We start from the raw sequence: 19978 nt of genomic DNA, 5'->3' as shown, positions 1-19978 counted from the left end.
GCGCCCCCGAATCCTCCGCCCCCACCCACCCTCCAAGGAGACAGCTATGCCCACACGCACCCCACAGCTCGTCGCATCCGCCTCGATAGCGGCCCTCGCCCTCGCCCTCGCCGGGTGCAGCGCCTCGGCCGAGCCCTCGTCCACGACGACCGCCGCGCGCGGCAGCGCCGTCTCGGCTGAACGCTGCGCGGCGAACGAGGACGCCGGCACCATCACCTTCCTCACCGGCTACCAGTACCAGGCGTCCGCGTCGATCCTGAACATCGTCGCGGCCGACGAACTCGGCTACTTCGACGCCCTGTGCCTCGACGTGGAGATCCAGCCGGGTACCGGGGACACGGGCGAGAACGCCCAGCTGCTCGCCTCCGGCCAGGTCACCTTCACGGGTGTGAGCGAGCAGAACCTCATGCAGGCGCAGGGCAACGGCCTCGACATCACGGGTATCTCGACCTACTCGAACGTCGGCCTCGAGATCCTCATGACCGGCACTGACATCACCGACCTGTCCCAGCTCGACGGCACGATCCTCGGGCAGAAGGGCAACCTGCCGCCGGCCGTCTCGACGATGCTCACGAACGCGGGCGCCGACGTCGCGTCACTGCAGCAGGTCGTCGTCGGCTACGACCCGACCATCCTGCCGCGCGGTCAGGTCGACTCGCTCACGGGCTTCATCTCCAACGAGCCGAACCTGCTCGAGGCCGCCGGCTACGACGTGACCGTCTGGCGCCCCTACGACTTCGGGGTGCCGGGGTCGCTCGGTTCGATCGCCGCCAACCCGGCGTTCGCCGAAGCCAACCCGACTGCCGTCGAGGACTTCCTGCGGGCGAGCCAGCACGCCTACGACTACTGCGTCGACAACGCCACCGAGTGCGTCGGGTTCGCCGCGACGCTCTCCGGCGAGGGCTACGACGCGGCGCACAACGAGAAGGTCTGGAACACCGAGGTCGGGATCGTGGCCGACAACCAGCCCGACGACCGGCCCATCGGGCTCATCGACCTCGACAACGTGGACGCCGAGGCCGACTTCCTCGTCGAGACGGGGCAGCTCCCGGCGGCCCCGGCAGACGCCCGTGCGTTCTTCGACAACAGCTTCATCGAGAACATCTACGACGGCACGACACTGATCTGGCCCGCACCGTAGCTCACCCTCCGGGGCCTCGCAGCCCAGTGAGGCCCCGGACGCACCGCCCGAACGACCCGCAGCACCTGCACCTCCGAAGCGAACGAAAGAGCGCACCATGGCACACGAATACGGCATCTTCCTCCCGATCGGGAACGGAGGCTGGCTCGTCTCGACGACGGCCCCGCACCCGGACGGCAGCTACGAGTACAACAAGCGGGCGTCGATCCTGGCCGAGGAGGCCGGTATGGACTTCGTCATGGCGATGGCGAAGTGGCGCGGCTTCGGCGGCAGCACCGACCACTGGGGTCGCAGCCTCGAGTCGATGACGATGATGGCCGGTATCGCTGAGGCGACCGAGCGGGTGAAGATCTGGGCCACCGTCCACGCGAACATCCACAACCCGGTCATCGCGGCGAAGATGTTCGTCACGCTCGACCAGATCTCGAACGGCCGCGCGGGCATGAACATCGTCTCCGGGTCCTATGCGGACGAGTTCGAGCAGATGGGGTTGTGGGACGCGGACATGTCGAAGGAAGCCCGCTACCGGATGGTCGACGAGTGGACCGACGCCGTGACCCGGCTGTGGGAGGAGGACTCCGTCACCCTCGACGGTGAGTTCTTCCAGCTGACGGACTGCGAGTCGCGGCCGCATCCGCGGGTTCGACCGACCGTCATCAGCGCTGGTCGTTCGCCGGCCGGTCGCGACTTCCAGGCGCGCCGCAGCGACGGTGCGTTCCTGTCGGGCGACACGATGGAGGATCTGCGGATCGCGTCGCGTGACGTCCACGAGCAGGCCGCGGCACTCGGCCGCGAGTGCAAGACCTACGCGATGCTGACGGTCGTGATGGACGAGACGGATGCCCTCGCCGAGCGTCGCGTGGCGAGGATCGCCGAGGGTGTCGACGTGGAGGCACTGGCGAACATGCGCGTCTCGTGGGGGATGCCCCGTGACCGTGCGACGTCGTGGACGCAGTCGGCCACCGGCCAGGACGCGTTCCAGACCCCCTATGTCGCCGGGTCGCCGGACTCGGTGTTCTCCCACATCAACACGGTCGTCGAGGGCGCCGAACTCGACGGCCTGATGCTGATCTTCCCCGACTACCACGAGGACCTCCCGGCGTTCGGTGAGGCGGTCCTCCCGCGTCTGCGCGCACAGGACCTGTCGGCGGTGTCCGCATGATCGACCTGCTCGGACCGGACCGCCTGCTCGACGGCCTCGATGCCGCGGCCGGTGCGGTCATCGTCGTGGACGTCCAGCGCTCCTTCGCCGACCCGGCCCACCTCGGTGGGTACGGGCTCGACACCGAGGCTTCGGCGGCCCTCGTCGCCGCGATCGACCGCATGGGCGTGCTCGTCGACGGCGCCCGTGCACTCGGACTCCCGATCGTCTGGGTGGAGCTCGCCTCCGACCCCGCAGCACCGTGGGGGTCGAGCAACTGGCTGCACGGCGGCGATCCGCTCGTCATGAGCGACGAGGAGCCGTGCATCGTCGGAACGCCGGGGGCCGACTGGTACGGCGTCCACCCCGCCGTGGGCGACATCCGGGTGCGGAAGTCCCGGTACAGCGGTTTCCTCGGGACGGAACTCGACGGTCTCCTGCGTGCCGCCGGCGTGTCCTGGGTCGCGGTCGCCGGGCTCACCACCGAGTGCTGCGTCGCCTCGACCGCCAACGACGCGATGCAGCTCGGCTACCCCGTGCTGCTGCCTACGGACGCCGCGGCGGCCTACGAGGTCCGCCTCCACGAGAACGCTGTGGAGCAGCTCGCGCTGTCCGTCGCCAAGCCGACGACCGTCGACGCCCTGCTGGCAGCGGTCGCGTCACAGCGGGTTGCGGTGGTCGGCGCATGAGCGCGTCCGACGCAGACCCGCACGAGATGCACCTCGCCTTCGACCTGTCGTTCACGCACTCCGAAGGCCGCTGGGCGAGGCCCGGCTCGTGGGTGTCGCGGACCTTCCCCGATGTCCGCATGTTCCAGGAGCTCGCGATCACCGCCGAGCGCGGTGGCATCGACATGCTGTTCTTCGGCGACGGCAGCGGGCTCCCGGACACCTGGCGTGGATCGACGGATCCGGCCGTCGAATGGGGTGTCCAATGGCCGAGGCACGACATGAGTCCGTTCATCGCGGCGATGTCGGCTGTCACCGAGCACGTCGGCTTCGGCCTCACCTACTCGTCGACGTTCATGCACCCCTTCTACGTCGCCCGGCTCCTCAACTCGCTCGACCACGTCACCTCCGGCCGCATCGCCTTCAACGTCGTCGCTTCGACACGCCTCTCGGACGCCGCGAACTACGGCTACGACCAGCTGCTCGAACACGGGTTGCGGTACGAACGCATGGAGGAGTTCATCACGGTGTGCCAAGCGCTGTGGGACTCCGTCGAGCCGGATGCGATCGTCATGGATCGTGAGACCGGCCGGTTCGCCGACCCGGCGAAGGTGCACGCGATCGACCACCACGGCAGGTTCTTCGACGTGAAGGGTCCGCTCACGAGTGCCCCGAGTCCTCAGGGGCACCCGGTGCTGGTGCAGGCGGGAAGCTCGCCGCAGGGCATCACGACGAGCGCGAAGTTCGCCGACCTCATCTTCGGCATCGGCGGCAACGTCGCGAACCAGGTGCGCCATCGCACCGCCCTCGACGCAGAGCTCCTCGCGGCCGGCCGAGACCCTGCGGGCGTCGGCATCCTGTGGACGACCCAGCTCGTCCTCGGCCGCAGCGAGGACGAGGCCGCAGCGAAGAAGCGGGAGATGCTCGAGTACTGGGGCGACGAAGCGGTCGGCGTGTACCTGTCGTACAACGCCGGCTACGACTTCTCCGCCGTGCCCGACCGCATCATCCTCGGTGAGCTCGCCGAGGAGATCGTCCGATCCCAGGCCTCCCCGGCCGGCTTCGTCGGGCAGCTCGTCGCCGAGCTCGGAGCCGATCACGAGATCAGCCGGAACGAGTTCTTCGAGCGCGGCTGGCGGCACGCCGTCGGCTTCGACCACACGATCGCCGGAACGGCGTCGCAGGTGGCGGACGCCCTGGAGGAGAACTTCGCGGCCACGGGGGCGCGCGGCGGCTACATGGTCGGCAACCCGCTGAGCATGCCGGCGTCGTACGCCGAGGTGACCGAACTCCTCGTGCCGGAACTCCGGCGCCGTGGCGCGATGGGCGAGCCCTACCAGGGGCGGACCCTCCGCGAGAACCTGGCCCGGTGAGCGCGCATCGGCCGGCGACGGCGTCGGGTCGCCCGCCGGCCGATGCCCGTGCCGTCGACCCAGCGGACGACGCCGGTCGGCAGCGCACGTCGGTCACCGCGCAGACGCTGCTGATCTGTGCGCTCATCGGCACCACCCAGATGACCTGGGGGACGATCGTCCCGGCACTCCCGCTCTACCTCGAGCGCTTCGGTGCAACAGCGCTCGTGCTCGGCCCGATCATCGCGGCCTTCGGCTTCGGTCGTGCGATCGTCAACATCCCGGCCGGCATCGCGTTGCGCTGGTGGCGGCCTCGGCCGTTCCTGCACATCGTGTGCTGGCTCCTCGTCATCGTCACGGCGGCCACCGGGCTCAGCCCCACGGTGCCGGTGCTCGTCGCGGCGCGCGTCGTCGCAGGGCTGCTCGGCGGTGCGGCGATCACCGTCGGTTTCGCGGTGCTCGTCGCCGGTGCCCCCGCCGATCGACGTGGCCGGGTGATGTCGACGGCGACGGCCGTGCAGATGTCCGCCGGTGCGCTCGGCGCGTTCCTCGGTGGCCTGGCGCTCAGTGTGTTCCCGCTGCCCGTCGCCTTCGCCGTCGCGGTGGTGCCGCTCGTGGGATGCCTGCTGTGGGACCTCGCCCGCCCGGCCACCACCTACTGGGCGGTGCCGATGCGGGTGCCGGCGCGATCACGCGCCACCGTGCTGCCGACGCAGCCGCCGCTGCCGCTCCGAGGCCAGCGATCGCGGGTCACCTCGCTCATCGTGGCGCTCGCGCTCGCCTCCGTCGCCGCGTTCTTCGCACGGTTCGCCGGTGAGCAGGGGCTCATCCCGCTCCTCGGCTACGCCATCGGCGGCCTCACGCCGTTCACGCTCGGCCTCGCCCTCGCTCTCGCGACGATCGTCTCACTCGGCGTCGTGCTCGGCATCGGCCGACTGCTCGACCGGGGCGGACTCGTGTGGGTGTTCCTGCCGAGCATCGTGATCTCGGCGTTGGCGATGCTCGTGTTCCCGTTCGCCGCAGGCCCCGTGTCGTACGCGCTCGTGATGCTGCTGTTCCTCGTGACCGCGTGCGTCGCGAGCGTCGTCCCCTCGGTGCTCATGAGCCAGGCGATCCCCCCGGAGCGCAGCGGCTTCGTCGTCGGGGTGACCCGGACCGCGGGGGACGCCGGCGCCGTCGTCGGGCCGCTCGTGGCGCTCGCCGTGTACGACGGGTTCGGCGCACTCCCGGCCGTCGGCGTGATCGCAGCCGTCATCCTGCTCGGGAACGCGCCGCTGGTGTGGTGGCTGCTCGCATCTCGACAGGCTCGATGACCGACTGGCTCGACGACCGGTCGGCTCCGGACATTCCACAAGGGCATGGACTCCACCGCGCAGCATGTGTACGGTGTCCACATGGCTGTCGAGGACGCGACCCCTGACACTCCCCCCATCGAGGATCCCGGCGCTCCGGATCAGCTCGACGACGCAGCGCGCCCGCAGTGGCGTCGCGACGTCGCGATCTTCCTCTCCGGCCAGACCGTGTCGTTGTTCGGTTCGATGCTCGTGCAGTACGCCATCATGTGGCATCTCACGCTCGAGACGAAGTCCGGCGTCGTGCTCGCCCTCGCGGCGGTCGCCGGCTTCCTGCCGCAGGCGATCGTGTCGATCTTCGGTGGGGTGTGGGCGGACCGGCTCAACCGCAAGCTGCTCATCATCCTCGCCGACGGGTCGATCGCCGTCACGACCCTCGCCCTCGCGATCTTCCTCCTCAACGGTGTCACCGACCTCTGGCTCATCTTCCTGACGCTCGCGATCCGCTCGGTCGGAGCCGGCATCCAGATGCCTGCGGTGTCGGCGCTCATCCCGCAGATCACGCCCACCGACAAGCTCATGCGGGTGAACGGCATCAACGGGTCCATCCAGTCGGCGATGATGCTGCTCGCGCCGGCCGCCGCCGGGGCGCTCTACGCGAGCGCATCGCTCATCGCGATCTTCTTCGTCGACGTCGTCACCGCCGCGATCGGCATCGGTCTCCTGCTGCTCGTCCCGGTGCGAACGCTCGTCCGGGCGGGGGAGCGGCCGGGCTACTTCGCCGACCTCGTCGAGGGTGTCCGGTACGTCTGGCACCACGGCTTCGTGCGGTGGCTCCTCATCCTCTTCGCGATCGTGTTCCTGCTCATCGTCGCCCCGTCGTACCTGACGCCGCTCATGATCGCGCGGACGTTCGGCGACGAGGTGTGGATGCTCACGGTGAACGAGATCGCGTTCAGCATCGGCATGGTGGGAGGCGGTGCGATCATCGCGATCTGGGGCGGCACGAAGAACCGGGTGCTGCTCATCGTCGGGTCGTCGGTGGTGTTCGGAGTGCTGTCGATCGGTCTCGGGCTCTCGACGAACCTCTGGGTGTTCTTCGGCTTCATGTTCCTGCTGGGGCTCGCGGTGCCGTTCTTCTCCACCACCTCGATGACGCTGCTGCAAGAGCGCGTGGAGCCCGAACGTCAGGGTCGCGTCTTCGGCTTCGTGGGCATCGTGATGGCAGTGTCCATGCCGATCGGCATGGTCGTGTTCGGGCCGCTCGCCGACGTCGTCTCGGTGGAGTCGTTGCTCGTCGTCGCCGGGATCCTGACGTTCGCCGTGGTCGCGATCGCAGCGCTCGTGCCGTCCGGTCGTCGAGCGATGGCGGCGGTGCGCGAGCAGCCGTAGCGAATGCCGGCAGCAGGAGATGCGCACCGGGGAAGCATGGAGGGTGCTCAGAGGTCCCGTCGTCGCGCCGATGTCCTGCTGTCCGGCGCAGGCTGGTCGGTGAGCTGCGCTGCGTAACCCTCGCGGAAGGTGGGGTACCGGTAGGTGAAACCGGTGCCCCGCAGGGCCGTCGCTGCGATGCGTTTGCCGCGACGGCGTTCCTCGAGGGTGCGGCCCGCGTCGTCGAGCCGCGGGGGAGCGACGCCGAGGCGGTCCGCGAGATGGTCGACGACGTCGGACAGGAGCGCCGGTTCCTCGTCGATGCCGGCGACGACGGCCGGCAGCGCTTCCGCTGGAAGATCGAGCAGATGCAGGACGACGGCTGCCGCGTCATCACGGTGGATGCGGTTCGTCCAGCCTGACGACCGGGTGACGGCACCGGCACGCACCTGGTCGACGAGCATCGTCGAGGCCGGACCGTAGAGGCCGCCGAAACGCACGCAGCTCGCCTCCGGGACAGCTGCGCGGATCGCGCCCTCTGCGGCGAGGAGTGCGTGGCCCGTGCCGGTGGCCGGTGTCGCAGGGCTCGCATCGTCGAGCTCCTCGCCGGCATCCTCGCCCCAGACCGCGGTCGAGGAGACGAAGACGATGCGCGGTGGAGTGGGGAGGGTCGAGGCCGCGTCGAGCAGGTGGCCGATGCCCCCGCGGTAGAGCGCGTCGTAGGCCTCGACGGAGCGGGCGCGCGGTGCGAGGGCGACCACGATCGCCGAGGTGTCGGTGGGAAGGGTCGGCGTCTCGGCGATGAGGTCGACCGCGGCGTGGGTGAGACGCCCCGCGACGCGCTCAGGGGCTGAGGAGGGCTCGGGTGCGGTGGGCGTCGCTGCTGTCCGCCGGAGCCCGAGGACGTCCTGGCCACGCGCGGTGAGTCGCGCTGCGACATCCGATCCGAGCTTTCCGAGTCCCACGATCACGATCGTCATCGCTCAACCGTAGCGATGCAGGGCCGCCACTCGAAGTTGTCTCGTTCTAACCCTGTCTAGGATTGACCGCATGATCCAGCACACCGTGACCTTCTCGCTCGTCCACGACCAGGACTCCGACGCCGAGCGCGACTTCCTCGACACCGCCGCGCGGGAGCTCGCCGCGATCCCGGGCGTCACCGACTTCGCCATCTCCCGCCAGGTGAGCCCGAAGAGTCCGCTCGCCTTCCACTTCTCGATGGCCTTCGCCGACCAGGCCGCCTACGACGCCTACAACGTCCACCCGGCGCACGTCGCGTTCGTCGAGGGTCGGTGGGTGCCCGAGGTGTCCGACTTCCAAGAGCTCGACTTCGTCGCGCGCTGAGACGGTTCCGCGGGCACGTGCCGCTCGCGTCGGCACTGACGAGGGCTCGGGGCGCGTCGTGCAAGGAGCGCCCGAGGGTCGGGCGAGCGCCAGGGTGCGCAGATAATGGGTGACGTGCCTGCTGTCGCCGAGTTCATCGATACCGCGTTGCGGTACGAGGGCGATGGGTACCGTGCGGCCGACATCGTCGAGCGGCTTGGTGGTGGGCTCGGATCCTACGGTGCATCGGTCGGTGCGGTCCGCGGGACAGTGCGCGACGCGCTCAGGAAGTTCCGCGGTCTCGACCATGACGAGGTGACGGCACTCGCCTCCGAACTCTGGGAGGAACCGGTCTTCGAGCGACGGCTCGCGACTATCGTGCTGCTGCAATCGAGCGTCGGGCTCCTCCGGCACACCGATCTCACACGCATCGAGGGTTTCCTCCGATCGGGGCGACTGGCAGAGCTCGCCGACCCGCTCGCGAACGACGTCGTCGGTCCGCTCCTCGCGCATCTCGATGGCGCGCCTCGAGCCAAGGCCGAGGCTGTCCTCGACCGATGGATGCGCGACGAGCCGTGGCTGCGACGCGCGGCGCTGATCGCTCCGATCCGAGAGCTGCGCGCCGGAACCGGCGATGTCGAGCGTGCGATGCAGCGTCTCGCGACGGCGCTCGACGGCCTGCAGCGACCGGCCCCGATCGCCGTCGTGAGTGCGGCGGCGGAACGTCTGCGCTCGGTCCTGTAGCGCGGCGCGAGCATTCGTGCCGACACCGGTCGTGATCGGGGCCGCTCACTGGGTCAACCGGTGGCGCCGCCGATGATCGCTGGACGTTCGTGTGGATCGCCGGGCGAGACGAAGGTCACCGCCTGGGCGCGAATCATGTCGATCGCCTCCGCGTCGAACTGCACCGTTCCGCTCCACTCGGAGCCGGCCGGGAGGTACTGGTGGGCGTTCTGGACCTCCACGATCTCGTGGTCGTCTGCAGTGCCCTGGAACGCTGTCGCATCGATCGTCACGTACCGGCCCTCGTCGCAGGAGACGGTCCAGGAGACCTCGCGCTGCACGTGATCGGCGGTCATCAGCAGCACGACGCAGCCGGGGGTCGCCGGGTCGCGCGGCGCCGCCTCCGACGCGGCGAGGCCCGGACTGGCGAGGGTGAGCAGTGATGCGATGGCGATGGTGGTGGTCTGGAACATCTGGTTCTCCTTCATCGGCTGACCGGAAACACCGGAAGGCAACACGGTACACCGGAATACTCATATATGAGAACGGATTATTTCGGTCGACGGTGACCATCGCTGCGGCCAGGGCTCGATCGACGCTGTCCCGGTGGGGGCGTCGCCGCACGCCGGGGGTGTTGCCGCCGGGCCGGGGCCCGGTCAGACCTGGCGGAAGTCGATCCCGAGGAGGCTTGCGGCTGCGCGGTAGTCGGCTGCGCGGTGTCCGAGGGAGAGCGACCAGTGGTGACCGATGCCCGTCGCGCTCCACTCGTCCACCCAGACGCCGGGATCGCGTCCGAAGTCCACGCGGCTCGTCGTGTTGCCGATCTCGAGCAGGGGGCCCGGGACCACGGTGCCCTCGGAGGCGACGAACGCGAGAGAGCCGTCACGGTCCTGACCGAGGCCGAGCAGTGTGACCGGTCCCTGGCGGACGTCGAACTCGACGCTCACGCCCCAGCCGCGCTTGCCGTGGTAGACGCCGAGGCCGCGCAGCAGCGGGTCTCGCGACGAGACGGCGAGGTGCGCCGGACCGTCGTGCCCCATCTCGACGACGTCGTCCTCGAAGTTGAGCGCCTGGATCTCGCAGAACGACCCGCCTGCTCCCACGACCTGCGTCGCGAGCTGCGCGACCGTGGTCCGCAGTTCGTACTCGCCCGTCGTCGGGATGCCACGAGCCGTGAGGAGTGAGGCACCGAGGATCATGCCGGCGCCCAGTCGCTCGTGCTGCTCGCCGTCACGGCCGCGGTGGTAATAGGCCAGGGTGTCGAGCGCGAACTCGTCGACGAGGCGGTCGAGGCCCACCGACACCTTCGCACCCCAGGCGAAGTCGTCGTCGACCACGGTGTCGTCGAGGGTGAAGATCTCGCGCGCGAGGGCCATGCGGTCGGCGACCTGCGCGTCGGTCACCTCGTCGACGAGCACTCGCAGGTCGTCGAACTCCACGACCTCGACGTGCGAGCCGAAGGTGGTCGGGAGCAGGGTGAGATCGGTCGAGACGTCGAGCATGCCCGGGTAGACGTGTCCCATGAGGCCGTGCCGGGCGTGGCGGAGGGCTGCGCGGACATGCGCTGCGCGGATCCACTGCGAGATGCGCTCCCATGCCGACTCCTGCCGCAGCCAGCCCGACACCGAACGGAACGGGATGCCGGCGCGACGGAACACATTGCCCACCTCGGGCACCGGGCACTGCCCGCAGTAGGCGAGCCAGGCGCCGGTGTCGAACGAGGCGTGGTCCATCTTCTCGGTGGGCTGCAGGTCGATCACCAGGACCGGTGTGTTCGCCCGCTGGGCGATCGGCAGCACCATCGAGGAGGTGAGGTAGGTCGTGAGGAAGAGGACGATCAGGTCGCAGTCGCCCTGACGGAGGCGCTCGGCCGCGGCGTCGCCCTCCTGCGCGTCGGAGATGAAGCCCACATCGACGACCTCGGCGTCCATCTGCTGGAAGCGTTCGGAGACGTAGCGTGCCGACTCCTGCAGCTGCGGGAGCAGCTCGGGGAACTGCGGCCAGTAGGTGCCGAGGCCGCCCGCGACGAGGCCGATGCGCGGCTTGCGGCGTTCCTTCGGCGTGAGGAGCGGGTGGACGGCGGTGTCGTGGGTCATCGTTGATCCTTGGTTCGGCGTGGGGCGAAGAATTTAATCGATTAAATCCTGGGATCGACTGTACTCGCGTCGCCACCACGTGTCGAGCATCGATCTCGTTCCCTGGGCTGCTTCCCTCGCCTCGGGAGTCATTTCGGCGGCTCGATCCAGCCGAGCAGGTTCCGCTCCGGCGGTGTCGACTCAGGTCGTCAGCGGCGCCGACTCACGGACGACGAGGTGCGGTTCGAGCGTCCGGGTGACGTGCACGTGCGAGCTGCGGTCGGCACCGAGCTCGGCGAGGAGGATCTCGACGGCGACATGCCCGAGCTCGTCCTTCGGCTGCTCGACGGTCGTGAGCGGCACGCGTCCGTCGGCGGCGAGCGAGAGGTCCCCGTACCCGACCACTGAGACGTCCACCGGCACATCGAGGCCGCCGCCGTTCAACCCGCGGATGACGCCGAGTGCGAGCTGGTCGTTGGTGCAGAAGACACCGGCTGTCGTGGGACGCGTCGCGGCGATCTCCCGACCGGCGGCGATGCCGGCGGCGACAGTCATCTCGGCGACGGTGATCTCGTGCAGTGCATCCGGATCGAGTCCCGCAGCGGTGAATGCGGCTCGCGCCCCCGTGCGGCGGTCGGTGCACTGCGGGATAGCGAGATCACCGTTGACGAGCGTGAAGCCGCCTCCGTCGGTGGAGCGGGCACGTGCCCGCACTCCGGGCGCGTCGTGCAGGGCCTGCCGCGATCGCGCAGGAGCACCAGGCGTCGGGGCATGTGCCGGGCCGCGGGTCTCGAGCAGGTGGGTCATCGCGAGTCGGCCACCGTGCACATCGTCGATCGCGACCGAGCAGCCCGTTCCCTCGGGAGCGGTCCGGTCCATGAGGACGAGTCGGCTGCCGACCCGGCGGAGCTGCGCGAGCCGGGAGGCGTCCGCGCTCAGCGGGGCGACGAGTGCCCCGGCAGCTCGATGCTCCGCGAGCATCTCGAAGTGCCGGAGCTCCAGGTCGGCGTCGTCGTGGCTCACACAGAGCGCGACCGTGTACCCGCGTTCGGCCGCGGCCTCGGTGACCCCGCGCGCGATCGCTGAGTAGAACGGATTGGCGATGTCGGGGATGACGAGGCCGATGAGCCGGTTCGTGCCCTGTCGCAGTGTCGCGGCGGCGCGGTTGGGAACGAAGTCGAGCTCCTTGATGGCGGCGAGCACCCGTTCACGGGTGGCCGGCGCGACGATCTCCGGACGGTTCAGCGTGTTCGAGACGGTCGCATTCGAGACCCCGGCGAGCCTGGCGACGGCGGCGAACCCGATGTCGTCCTTCGCCATGCCGTGCCTCCCGCGTCATCTCCGAGCGTAGCGGGCGTCGCCTGCCCGGCCGCCTCGCCGGCTCGCCGGCGAACCCTTCGAGAGCGGGCGACCTTTCTCAGGAGAGTCGCGGCGTGTCGGGTCTCCAGACGCCCGACACGCCGGAACGGTCCTGAGAAAGGTCACGAGACGATCGGTCGAGTGGATGGTCCGCCGACGACCGATGCTGGTCAGGCTTCAGGGCAGCGTGTGCCCCGCGGCAGTGAACAGGCGGTACCACTCCTGGCGCGAGAGCGCGACGTCGGAGCCGGCCGCGGCCTCCTGCACGCGCGACGGCGTGGTGGTGCCGAGCACGACCTGGATGTTCGCGGGATGCCGGGTGATCCATGCCGTCGCGATGCCCATCGGCGTCACCCCGTGCGTCGCGGCCAGCTCGTCGAGCACCTCGTTCAGCTCGGCGTAGTGCTCGCGGTCGCCGAGGAACACCCCCGTGAAGAACCCCGCCTGGAAGGGCGACCACGCCTGCAGCGTCATGCCCGTGAGGCGGCTGTAGTCGAGGATGCCGTTGTCGCGGTCGATCGACTGGTCGAGGCCCGCCATGTTCGCGGCGACACCCGAGGCGATGATGGGCGCGTGCGTGATGGACAGCTGCACCTGGTTGGCCACGAGCGGCTGCTCCACGGAGCCCTTCAGCAGCTCGACCTGTGCCGGCGTGTGGTTCGAGACGCCGAAGTTCCGGACCTTGCCCGATGCCTGCAGCGCGTCGAACGCCGACGCGACCTCCTCGGGTTCGACGAGGGAGTCGGGGCGGTGCAGGAGGAGGAAGTCGAGGTAGTCGGTCTTCAGCGCCGCCAGCGACTCGTCGACGGTGCGGAGGATGTGCTCCTCCGAGAAGTCGAAGAAGCCCGGACGGATGCCGACCTTCGACTGGATCTGGACCTGCTCGCGCTCGGCGGAGGTGAGGGTGATCGCCTCGCCGAAGCGGCGCTCGCAGCCGTGACGCTCGGAGCCGTAGATGTCGGCGTGGTCGAACACGGTGACACCGGCGTCGCGAGCGGTGTGGAAGAGGGTGCGGATCGACTCGTCGTCGAGGTCTTGGATGCGCATGAGTCCGAGGATGATGCTCGAGGCGGTGAGCTCGGTCTGGGGCAGGGGGATGGTCTTCATCCGTCCATCCTCGCGGTCGCCGCCGACAGACGCCAGCCATCGCAGCCGAATGTGGACATCGGGGCCGTTCTCCACAGCGCCTGCCTAGGATTGGGGCATGTTCCTGTTGTCGTTGCTGCTCATCATCCTGACGATCGTCGCGCTCATCGACGTCGTCGGGCAGCCCGATCCCGTGGTCAGGAACCTCCCCAAGATCGTGTGGGTCCTGCTCATCGTGTTCATCCCACTGATCGGCGTCGTGCTGTGGTTCACGCTCGGCAAGGACTGGTCGAATAGTCGGATCAAGCTCCCGGAGCGTCGTGCGCGCAGGCGTCCCGGCCCCGCCGACACATGGTCGCCACCGACGCCCTCGCAACCTGATCGTGCCGTGAGCGACACCGAGGAGCAGCTCGCCGCCCTCGAGCGCGAGATCCAGGCGGCCGAGGACGCCGAACGCATCCGCAAGCTCGAACTGGAGCTAAACCGACCCGAACCCGACCCCGAGGACGACGCCAACCCCCGCACGTGAGTACTGCCCTATCACAGGAGTCCGCCGGCGTGTCGGCCGGATCCGGCCGCGACGCGCCGAGGCGCTCCTGAGATAGGGCAGTGCTGGTGGTGCGGGCAGTGCTGGTGGTGCTGGTGGTGCTGGTGGTGCTGGCGACTCCTAGAAGTCGTAGTCGTCGATGTTCTTCGCGTCGAAGGTGGTCGGCGGGCCGACGATGACGGTGCCGTCGGCGCCCACCTCACGGTCGCCGAGGTCGCCGGCCTTGAAGGTGTCGCCCTCCTTGCCCGTGATCGTGCCGTCGGCGAGTGCCTTGCCGGCGAACGCGGCGACGTAGCCGAGCTGAGCCGGGTCCCACAGTGCGAACGCGGTGACGGTGCCGTCCTTCACGAACGGACGCATCTCGTTCGGCAGGCCGAGACCGGTCAGTGCGACCTTGCCCTTGTACTCCGAGGTGGAGAGGTAGCGGGCCGTGGCGGCGATACCGACCGTCGTTGGCGAGATGATGCCCTTCAGGTTCGGGTGCGCCTGCAGCAGGCCCTGGGCCTCCTGGAACGACTTCGTGTCGTCGTCGTCGCCGTAGACCTTCGCGACGAGCTTGATGTCCTTGTAGTCCGGGTTGGAGGCGAGCTCCTCCTCCATGTACTTGATCCACTCGTTCTGGTTCGTCGCGTTGGCCGTGGCCGACAGGATCGCGATCTCGCCGGAGCCGCCGATCTGCTCAGAGATGAGCTTCGTCTGGATGAGGGCGACGTCCTTGGCGACGACCTGGGAGATGAAGACGTCGCGGCAGTCCTTGCTCGTGTCGGAGTCGAACGCGACGATCTTCGCGCCGCCGTCACGGGCCTCCTTGAGAGCCGGGCAGACGGCGTCGGGGTCGTTCGCCGCGATGACGATGACGTTCGTGCCGGCCTGCGTCTCGGCGTTGATGAACGAGACCTGGCTGGACGCGCTCGCCTCCAGCGGGCCGACGACCTCGGTCGCGGTGAAGCCAGCGGCCTTGGCGCCGTCCTTGCCGCCGCCGAGCACGACGTCGGTGTACGGGTTGTTGAGCTGCTTGGGGATGAAGGTGATGCTCTCCGCAGCACCGGCGCCGCCGGAAGCGGAGTCACCTGAACCTCCGGTGGAGCACCCCGTCGCGATGAGCGCGAGCGATGCTGCTGCGGCGATGAGGGCCGCTGCGCGACGGGCCGAACGGCCTGATGCGCGGTTTCGAATCGACTGCATTGTCTGTTCCTTTCTGGATACGCCTGGTGCTGTGGCGTGGGTTCGCCCGTGGTGCGCGCCGATCGCGATGATCAGTGCTGGGGCAGGCTGCGTCGGATCCGACGGTGGTGGTTCCACTGTTTGACGGATTCGAAGATACTGGGGCCGACCACCGAGGCGATCAGCAGGGTTCCGGTGACGATGATGAGCACGACGTCGGAGACGCGGCCCAGACGGAGCGCGTAGTTGATGGTGCCGATGAGGAGCACACCCGCGACGACGCCCGGGATGGAGCCCTTGCCGCCGAAGATGGAGACGCCGCCGAGGAGGACCGCCGCGATGACCGCGAGCTCGAGTCCCGAGGCGTTGTCGCTGCGGGCGCTGGAGTAGCGGAGCGTCCAGAAGATGCCGGCGAGGGCCGACACACCACCGGTCGCGACGTACAGCCAGAACTTCGAGCGGGCGACCTTGATGCCGACGAAGCTGGCGGCTTCGGTGCTGTACCCGAGCGCGTAGAGGCCGCGACCGAAGGGGGTGAGGTGGAGCAGCACGCCGAAGGCGAGGACCACGACGAGCACGCCGAGCATGACGACGGGGATGCCGGTGGAACCGATCTTCGAGGTGAAGAATGCGGTGAGGTCCGGTGGGAAGTTCGCGACCGCGTTGTCGCCGATGACGACGAGGGCGAGGCCGCGGAACAGGGCGAGCGTGCCGATCGTCACGGCGAGCGAGGGGAGCCCGACCACCGCGATGAGGAAGCCGTTGAACGCTCCGGCGACGACGCCGACGAGCAGCCCGATGAACAGGACGAGCCAGATGTCCATCCCGCCGCCGGCCCACAGCACACCGATGACGGCGCTCGTGAGGCCGGCGGTGCTCGCCACCGACAGGTCGATCTCGCCCGTGATGATGACGAGCGTCATCGGCATCGCGATGAGGAGGATCGGGATGACGTCGAGCAGGAGGAAGCCGACCGTCACCGGTGAGGCGAAGCGCGGGATGAGCAGGCAGGCGCCGATGACGACGACGAGCAGTGCGTAGATCATGATCGCGTCGCGGCCGAGCAGGATGCGCGAAGCGCCGGTCCGGCCCTTGGGTTCGGCCACCAGGACGCCCGTGGTGTCGGTGCCGAGCGGGCCGGCACCCTTGGTGAACGGAGCCTTCGGGGCTGTCGGGGTCTTCAGATCAGACATCGCGTGCCTCGCTCATTCGCAGTTTCTTGGCCGTACGGAGGCTGGCGACGCGATCGATGATGATCGCGGCCAGGATGAGGATGCCCACGATCGCCTGCTGCCAGAACTTGTCGACGCGCAGCGCGGTGAGGGCACTCGTGATGGTGGTGAGGAGGATCGCGCCGATCGCGGCACCTGCGACCGAGCCGCTGCCGCCGAAGATCGCGACCCCACCGACGACGGCCGCCGCCACGACGTCGAGCTCCATGCCGGTTCCGGTCGTCGCACCCACCGAGTTGAAGCGCGATGCGTACAGCACCCCGGCGAGACCGGCGAGCAGGCCGTTCGCCAGGAACGCGAGGAAGACACGGCGGGCGACGGGGATGCCGAACAGCTTCGCCGCGTCGGGGTCGGAGCCGATCGCGTACAGGTCGCGTCCGGAGCGTGCCCCGGCCATGTAGATCGCGACGATCACGACGACGACGATCGCGATGAGCGTGATCACGGGGAAGCCGAGCACGGTGTCGACGGAGAGGTTGCCGAACGCGTCGGGTCGGTCGTCGGCGAAGTACTGGGTGCCGCCCGCCCACGCGTTGTTGAGGCCCCGGTAGATGTAGAGCGTGCCGAGGGTGATGACGAGCGCCGGGACCTTCGCGAGGGTGACGAGCGCACCGTTGATCGCGCCGAGCGCCGCCCCCAGCAGCATCGCGATGAGGAACACGACGATGATCGGCAGGTCCGTCGTCGCGAACATCGTGCCGGTCGCGAACGCGACGAGGCCGAGGATCGAACCGACGGACAGGTCGACGTTGCGGGTGATGATGACGAGCGCTTGGCCGACGGCGAGGATGATCATGATCGTCGCGTTGAGGAGGAGGTCCTTGACGCCCTGCGCCGACAGGAACAGCGGGTTCGCGAGGTAGGTGACGAGCACGAGGACGACGAGCGCGATCGTCACGGGCACCTCGCGGAGGCGCAGGATCGAGGCGAACGGCCCCGAGGTGCGTTCGGTCGCCACGGTGACGGGTCCGCCTCCCGGTTTCGTTGCGGTGGTGTTCGTCATCGTGCGCCTTCCAGGGATCCGGTGGCCGCGTGCATCACGGTCTCAGGTGTCGCGTCCTCGCGGGAGAGCTCGGCGGTGATGCGGCCCTCGTGCATGACGAGGACGCGGTCTGCCATGCCGAGGACCTCGGGCAGCTCGGAGGAGATCATGAGGATCGCGATGCCGCGACCGGCGAGTTCGGAGATGAGGCGGTGGACCTCGCTCTTGGTGCCGACGTCGATGCCGCGGGTGGGTTCGTCGACGATGAGGAACCGGGGCTCGGTGGCGAGCCATTTCGCGAGGACGACCTTCTGCTGGTTGCCGCCGGAGAGGGTCGAGACCGGATACTCCTGCGAGCCGGTCTTCACCTGCAGGCGGGTCGACCATTCCTCGGCGGCAGCGCGCTCCTTGCGCCCGGAGATGAGTCCGAACGTCGCGAGCTTGTGGCGGAGGGTGAGGGTCGCGTTCCTGGCGACCGACAGGTCCATCACGAGGCCCTGTTTGCGGCGGTCCTCGGGGACGAAGCCCATGCCGGCGTCGATCGCGGCTTGTGGGTCGCCTGCCTTCACGGCTGCGCCGCCGATGGTGACGCGACCGGTGTCGTACGGGTCGATGCCGAAGACCGCTCGGGCGACCTCGGTGCGTCCGGCGCCGACGAGGCCAGCGAGTGCGACGATCTCCCCCGACCGCACCGTGAACGAGATGTCGGAGAACACGCCCGCGCGGGACAGCCCGTCGACGGTGAGGACGGCGTCACCGATCTCGGCGTCCTCCTTCGGGAAGAGGGTGGCGATGTCGCGTCCGACCATCTGCCGGACGATCGCGTCGACCGTGGTCTCGCTCGTGACGTGCGTGGCGATGTAGCGACCGTCGCGCATGACCGTGATGCGGTCGCACAGCGCGAAGACCTCCTCGAAGCGGTGGGAGATGAACATGATGCCGGCGCCGGCGTCGCGCAGGCTGCGCGCCACCTGGAAGAGGCGGTCCACCTCGACACCCGAGAGGGCGGCGGTCGGTTCGTCCATGATGAGGACCTTGGCGTCGAGTGAGATGGCCTTGGCGATCTCGATGATCTGCTGGTCGGCGATGGAGAGCCCCTCGGCCACGCGGTCGGGGTCGATCTGGACGCCGAGGCGGTCGAACAGGGCCCGGGCGGCCTTGCGCATCGCACCGGTGCTGATGAGGCCGAGGGAGTTCTTCGGCTGACGGCCGATGAAGATGTTCTCCGCGACCGTGAGATCGGGGAAGAGGGTCGGCTCCTGGTAGATGACGGAGATGCCGGCGGCCTTGCTGTCGGCGACGTTCCGGAACGCGACGGTGCGACCGTCGAGCGCGAAGTCGCCCGCGTCGGGCGTGTAGAGGCCGGCGAGGATCTTCACGAGCGTCGACTTGCCCGCACCGTTCTCGCCGACGAGGGCGTGGATCTCGCCCGCCTCGATCTGGATGGTGCCGTCGGCGAGCGCGACGACGGGGCCGAAGGTCTTGGCCGCTCCGATGAGGGAGAGCGCTGGGGCGCCGCCGGGTTTCGAGTCGCGTCCGGAGGATGTGGCTCCGGAGCGCTCTGGCTGCGCTGGGTGGTCGATCGTCATTGAGGGTCCGTTCCTCCACGGTGAGGTGCTCGCTCCCGACGGTGGCGGGGAGTCGTTTCGCGTGGCGCCGGTCGGCGGGTTGTGAATCGATTCAGAGTCGGGAGCAACTGCACTGTATGGCGGCTCCCCCGCGGTGGGCAAGGTCGATCGCCCCTTCCTGACAGGACCTTCAGAAACGCCCGCGGCCCTGTCTCGCCTAGGCTGTGGATGCTCGACGACGACAGGAGGGACGACCGTGCGGATCCTCGTCGTCGATGATGAACGCGAGATGGCGGGCCTGCTGTCCCGCGGCCTCGGCGCCGACGGCCACGAGGTCACGGCGACCTTCGACGGCGCGAGTGCCATCACCTCGGCGACTGAGGCGGCCTCCGCGGAGGCCGGATTCCAGGTCGCCGTCGTCGACGTCATGCTCCCGGGGGTGTCCGGGTTCGCCGTCTGCCGGGCGCTCAAGGACCTCGACCCGACGCTCGCCGTGATCCTGCTCACCGCCCGCGACGCCGTCGACGACCGGGTGCGCGGGCTCGACGCCGGCGCCGACGACTACATGATCAAGCCGTTCGCCTTCGCCGAACTCGCCGCCCGCATCCGGGCCGTCCGACGCCGAGACGCCCTGACCGTGCAACCACGGTTCGACGTCGGCGGACTGAGCGTCGACCTCCACCGCCACCGTGCGCGGGTCGGCGACCACGACGTCCCGTTGAGCGGCACCGAGTTCGACGTCCTGCGGGTCCTCGCAGCCGAGCCCGGCGTCGTCGTGCCCCGCAGCACCATGCTCCGCGAGGTGTGGGAGACGCCGGCGAACATCGATCCGAACGTCGTCGACCAGTACATCAGCCGGCTGCGTCGGAAGCTCGATCTCGCCGACGCCGGTGTGCGCATCATCACGAGCCGGGGCGTGGGCTTCTCGCTCGTCGCCGCGGAGAGCTGAACGCG

At 69.2% G+C, this 19978-nt stretch carries 19 protein-coding genes; 10 read left to right on the top strand and 9 right to left on the bottom strand.

What is annotated here, in order from left to right:
- Positions 1 to 46 precede the first annotated feature (46 nt).
- From KXS11_RS09780 to KXS11_RS09755, 6 genes are all read left to right on the top strand, one after another.
- A complete protein-coding gene (locus KXS11_RS09780; RefSeq protein WP_437385377.1) occupies positions 47 to 1141 on the top strand; it encodes an ABC transporter substrate-binding protein in 1095 nt (364 codons plus the stop codon).
- Between the two features lie 97 nt (positions 1142 to 1238).
- On the top strand, positions 1239 to 2303 hold the full coding sequence (locus tag KXS11_RS09775; protein ID WP_437385376.1) for an LLM class flavin-dependent oxidoreductase: 1065 nt from the start codon (positions 1239 to 1241) through the stop codon (positions 2301 to 2303).
- Positions 2300 to 2971, top strand: a complete 672-nt coding sequence (locus KXS11_RS09770) for a cysteine hydrolase family protein (protein ID WP_437385375.1) — start codon at positions 2300 to 2302, stop codon at positions 2969 to 2971. The genes KXS11_RS09775 and KXS11_RS09770 overlap by 4 nt, the downstream gene beginning before the upstream one ends.
- Positions 2968 to 4323, top strand: a complete 1356-nt coding sequence (locus tag KXS11_RS09765; RefSeq protein WP_437385374.1) for an NtaA/DmoA family FMN-dependent monooxygenase — start codon at positions 2968 to 2970, stop codon at positions 4321 to 4323. The genes KXS11_RS09770 and KXS11_RS09765 overlap by 4 nt, the downstream gene beginning before the upstream one ends.
- Complete coding sequence (locus KXS11_RS09760) at positions 4320 to 5615, top strand: MFS transporter (RefSeq protein WP_437385373.1); 1296 nt, start codon at positions 4320 to 4322, stop codon at positions 5613 to 5615. Before KXS11_RS09765 ends, KXS11_RS09760 begins: the two co-directional genes overlap by 4 nt.
- Positions 5616 to 5696: 81 nt before the next feature.
- Positions 5697 to 6986, top strand: coding sequence for an MFS transporter (locus KXS11_RS09755; RefSeq protein ID WP_437385372.1), 1290 nt, complete (start codon positions 5697 to 5699; stop codon positions 6984 to 6986).
- 47 nt (positions 6987 to 7033) lie between these two features.
- On the opposite strand, the gene KXS11_RS09750 is transcribed toward KXS11_RS09755, so the two are convergent.
- Positions 7034 to 7945 carry an NAD-dependent epimerase/dehydratase family protein gene (locus KXS11_RS09750; RefSeq protein ID WP_437385371.1) on the bottom strand — a complete coding sequence of 304 codons (912 nt, stop codon included), beginning with the start codon at positions 7943 to 7945 and terminating at the stop codon, positions 7034 to 7036.
- A 70-nt stretch (positions 7946 to 8015) separates the two neighbouring features.
- On the opposite strand from KXS11_RS09750, the gene KXS11_RS09745 reads away from it, so the two are divergent.
- Both KXS11_RS09745 and KXS11_RS09740 read left to right on the top strand, forming a co-directional pair.
- Complete coding sequence (locus KXS11_RS09745) at positions 8016 to 8309, top strand: Dabb family protein (RefSeq protein ID WP_437385370.1); 294 nt, start codon at positions 8016 to 8018, stop codon at positions 8307 to 8309.
- A 105-nt stretch (positions 8310 to 8414) separates the two neighbouring features.
- A complete protein-coding gene (locus KXS11_RS09740) occupies positions 8415 to 9032 on the top strand; it encodes a DNA alkylation repair protein (protein WP_437385369.1) in 618 nt (205 codons plus the stop codon).
- Positions 9033 to 9085: 53 nt separating this feature from the next.
- Here the strand turns inward: KXS11_RS09740 and KXS11_RS09735 are convergent, their stop codons facing one another.
- From KXS11_RS09735 to KXS11_RS09720, 4 genes are all read right to left on the bottom strand, one after another.
- Positions 9086 to 9484 (bottom strand): hypothetical protein, encoded by a 399-nt coding sequence (locus tag KXS11_RS09735; RefSeq protein ID WP_437385368.1) that lies wholly within the window; start codon positions 9482 to 9484, stop codon positions 9086 to 9088.
- Positions 9485 to 9667: 183 nt separating this feature from the next.
- Positions 9668 to 11107 carry an arabinose isomerase gene (locus tag KXS11_RS09730; RefSeq protein WP_437385367.1) on the bottom strand — a complete coding sequence of 480 codons (1440 nt, stop codon included), beginning with the start codon at positions 11105 to 11107 and terminating at the stop codon, positions 9668 to 9670.
- Between the two features lie 180 nt (positions 11108 to 11287).
- Entirely contained in the window at positions 11288 to 12406 is a 1119-nt protein-coding gene (locus KXS11_RS09725) for a LacI family DNA-binding transcriptional regulator (RefSeq protein WP_437385366.1), read from the bottom strand.
- A 216-nt stretch (positions 12407 to 12622) separates the two neighbouring features.
- Entirely contained in the window at positions 12623 to 13552 is a 930-nt protein-coding gene (locus tag KXS11_RS09720; protein ID WP_437385365.1) for an aldo/keto reductase, read from the bottom strand.
- 97 nt (positions 13553 to 13649) lie between these two features.
- Between KXS11_RS09720 and KXS11_RS09715 the strand changes: the two genes are divergently transcribed.
- Entirely contained in the window at positions 13650 to 14060 is a 411-nt protein-coding gene (locus tag KXS11_RS09715) for a PLD nuclease N-terminal domain-containing protein (RefSeq protein WP_437385364.1), read from the top strand.
- A 138-nt stretch (positions 14061 to 14198) separates the two neighbouring features.
- Here the strand turns inward: KXS11_RS09715 and rhaS are convergent, their stop codons facing one another.
- The 4 genes from rhaS to KXS11_RS09695 all read right to left on the bottom strand — a co-directional run bounded on the left by rhaS (position 14199) and on the right by KXS11_RS09695 (position 19045).
- Positions 14199 to 15263 (bottom strand): rhamnose ABC transporter substrate-binding protein, encoded by a 1065-nt coding sequence (rhaS, locus tag KXS11_RS09710; protein WP_437385363.1) that lies wholly within the window; start codon positions 15261 to 15263, stop codon positions 14199 to 14201.
- A gap of 71 nt (positions 15264 to 15334) precedes the next feature.
- Positions 15335 to 16435, bottom strand: a complete 1101-nt coding sequence (locus tag KXS11_RS09705) for an ABC transporter permease (protein WP_437385362.1) — start codon at positions 16433 to 16435, stop codon at positions 15335 to 15337.
- Positions 16428 to 17477, bottom strand: a complete 1050-nt coding sequence (locus KXS11_RS09700) for an ABC transporter permease (protein WP_437385361.1) — start codon at positions 17475 to 17477, stop codon at positions 16428 to 16430. The genes KXS11_RS09705 and KXS11_RS09700 overlap by 8 nt, the downstream gene beginning before the upstream one ends.
- Positions 17474 to 19045, bottom strand: coding sequence for a sugar ABC transporter ATP-binding protein (locus tag KXS11_RS09695; RefSeq protein WP_437385360.1), 1572 nt, complete (start codon positions 19043 to 19045; stop codon positions 17474 to 17476). The genes KXS11_RS09700 and KXS11_RS09695 overlap by 4 nt, the downstream gene beginning before the upstream one ends.
- A gap of 235 nt (positions 19046 to 19280) precedes the next feature.
- On the opposite strand from KXS11_RS09695, the gene KXS11_RS09690 reads away from it, so the two are divergent.
- Positions 19281 to 19973, top strand: coding sequence for a response regulator transcription factor (locus tag KXS11_RS09690; protein ID WP_437385359.1), 693 nt, complete (start codon positions 19281 to 19283; stop codon positions 19971 to 19973).
- Positions 19974 to 19978: the final 5 nt, after the last annotated feature.

It is taken from the genome of Plantibacter flavus, from assembly GCF_051487245.1.
Taxonomy (GTDB): Bacteria; Actinomycetota; Actinomycetes; order Actinomycetales; family Microbacteriaceae; genus Plantibacter; species Plantibacter flavus_B.
This window is presented reverse-complemented; position numbering and strand designations above follow the sequence as displayed.

Bases quoted from the DNA above. Each gene is read 5' to 3' on its own strand.
- KXS11_RS09735 (WP_437385368.1), bottom strand. From the start codon at position 9,484: ATGTTCCAGACCACCACCATCGCCATCGCATCACTGCTCACCCTCGCC.
- KXS11_RS09780 (WP_437385377.1), top strand. From the start codon at position 47: ATGCCCACACGCACCCCACAGCTCGTCGCATCCGCCTCGATAGCGGCC.
- KXS11_RS09725 (WP_437385366.1), bottom strand. From the start codon at position 12,406: ATGGCGAAGGACGACATCGGGTTCGCCGCCGTCGCCAGGCTCGCCGGG.
- KXS11_RS09755 (WP_437385372.1), top strand. From the start codon at position 5,697: ATGGCTGTCGAGGACGCGACCCCTGACACTCCCCCCATCGAGGATCCC.
- KXS11_RS09740 (WP_437385369.1), top strand. From the start codon at position 8,415: ATGGGTGACGTGCCTGCTGTCGCCGAGTTCATCGATACCGCGTTGCGG.
- KXS11_RS09720 (WP_437385365.1), bottom strand. From the start codon at position 13,552: ATGAAGACCATCCCCCTGCCCCAGACCGAGCTCACCGCCTCGAGCATC.
- KXS11_RS09700 (WP_437385361.1), bottom strand. From the start codon at position 17,477: ATGACGAACACCACCGCAACGAAACCGGGAGGCGGACCCGTCACCGTG.
- KXS11_RS09715 (WP_437385364.1), top strand. From the start codon at position 13,650: ATGTTCCTGTTGTCGTTGCTGCTCATCATCCTGACGATCGTCGCGCTC.
- KXS11_RS09695 (WP_437385360.1), bottom strand. From the start codon at position 19,045: ATGACGATCGACCACCCAGCGCAGCCAGAGCGCTCCGGAGCCACATCC.
- KXS11_RS09730 (WP_437385367.1), bottom strand. From the start codon at position 11,107: ATGACCCACGACACCGCCGTCCACCCGCTCCTCACGCCGAAGGAACGC.
- KXS11_RS09705 (WP_437385362.1), bottom strand. From the start codon at position 16,435: ATGTCTGATCTGAAGACCCCGACAGCCCCGAAGGCTCCGTTCACCAAG.
- KXS11_RS09775 (WP_437385376.1), top strand. From the start codon at position 1,239: ATGGCACACGAATACGGCATCTTCCTCCCGATCGGGAACGGAGGCTGG.
- rhaS (WP_437385363.1), bottom strand. From the start codon at position 15,263: ATGCAGTCGATTCGAAACCGCGCATCAGGCCGTTCGGCCCGTCGCGCA.
- KXS11_RS09750 (WP_437385371.1), bottom strand. From the start codon at position 7,945: ATGACGATCGTGATCGTGGGACTCGGAAAGCTCGGATCGGATGTCGCA.
- KXS11_RS09745 (WP_437385370.1), top strand. From the start codon at position 8,016: ATGATCCAGCACACCGTGACCTTCTCGCTCGTCCACGACCAGGACTCC.
- KXS11_RS09765 (WP_437385374.1), top strand. From the start codon at position 2,968: ATGAGCGCGTCCGACGCAGACCCGCACGAGATGCACCTCGCCTTCGAC.
- KXS11_RS09770 (WP_437385375.1), top strand. From the start codon at position 2,300: ATGATCGACCTGCTCGGACCGGACCGCCTGCTCGACGGCCTCGATGCC.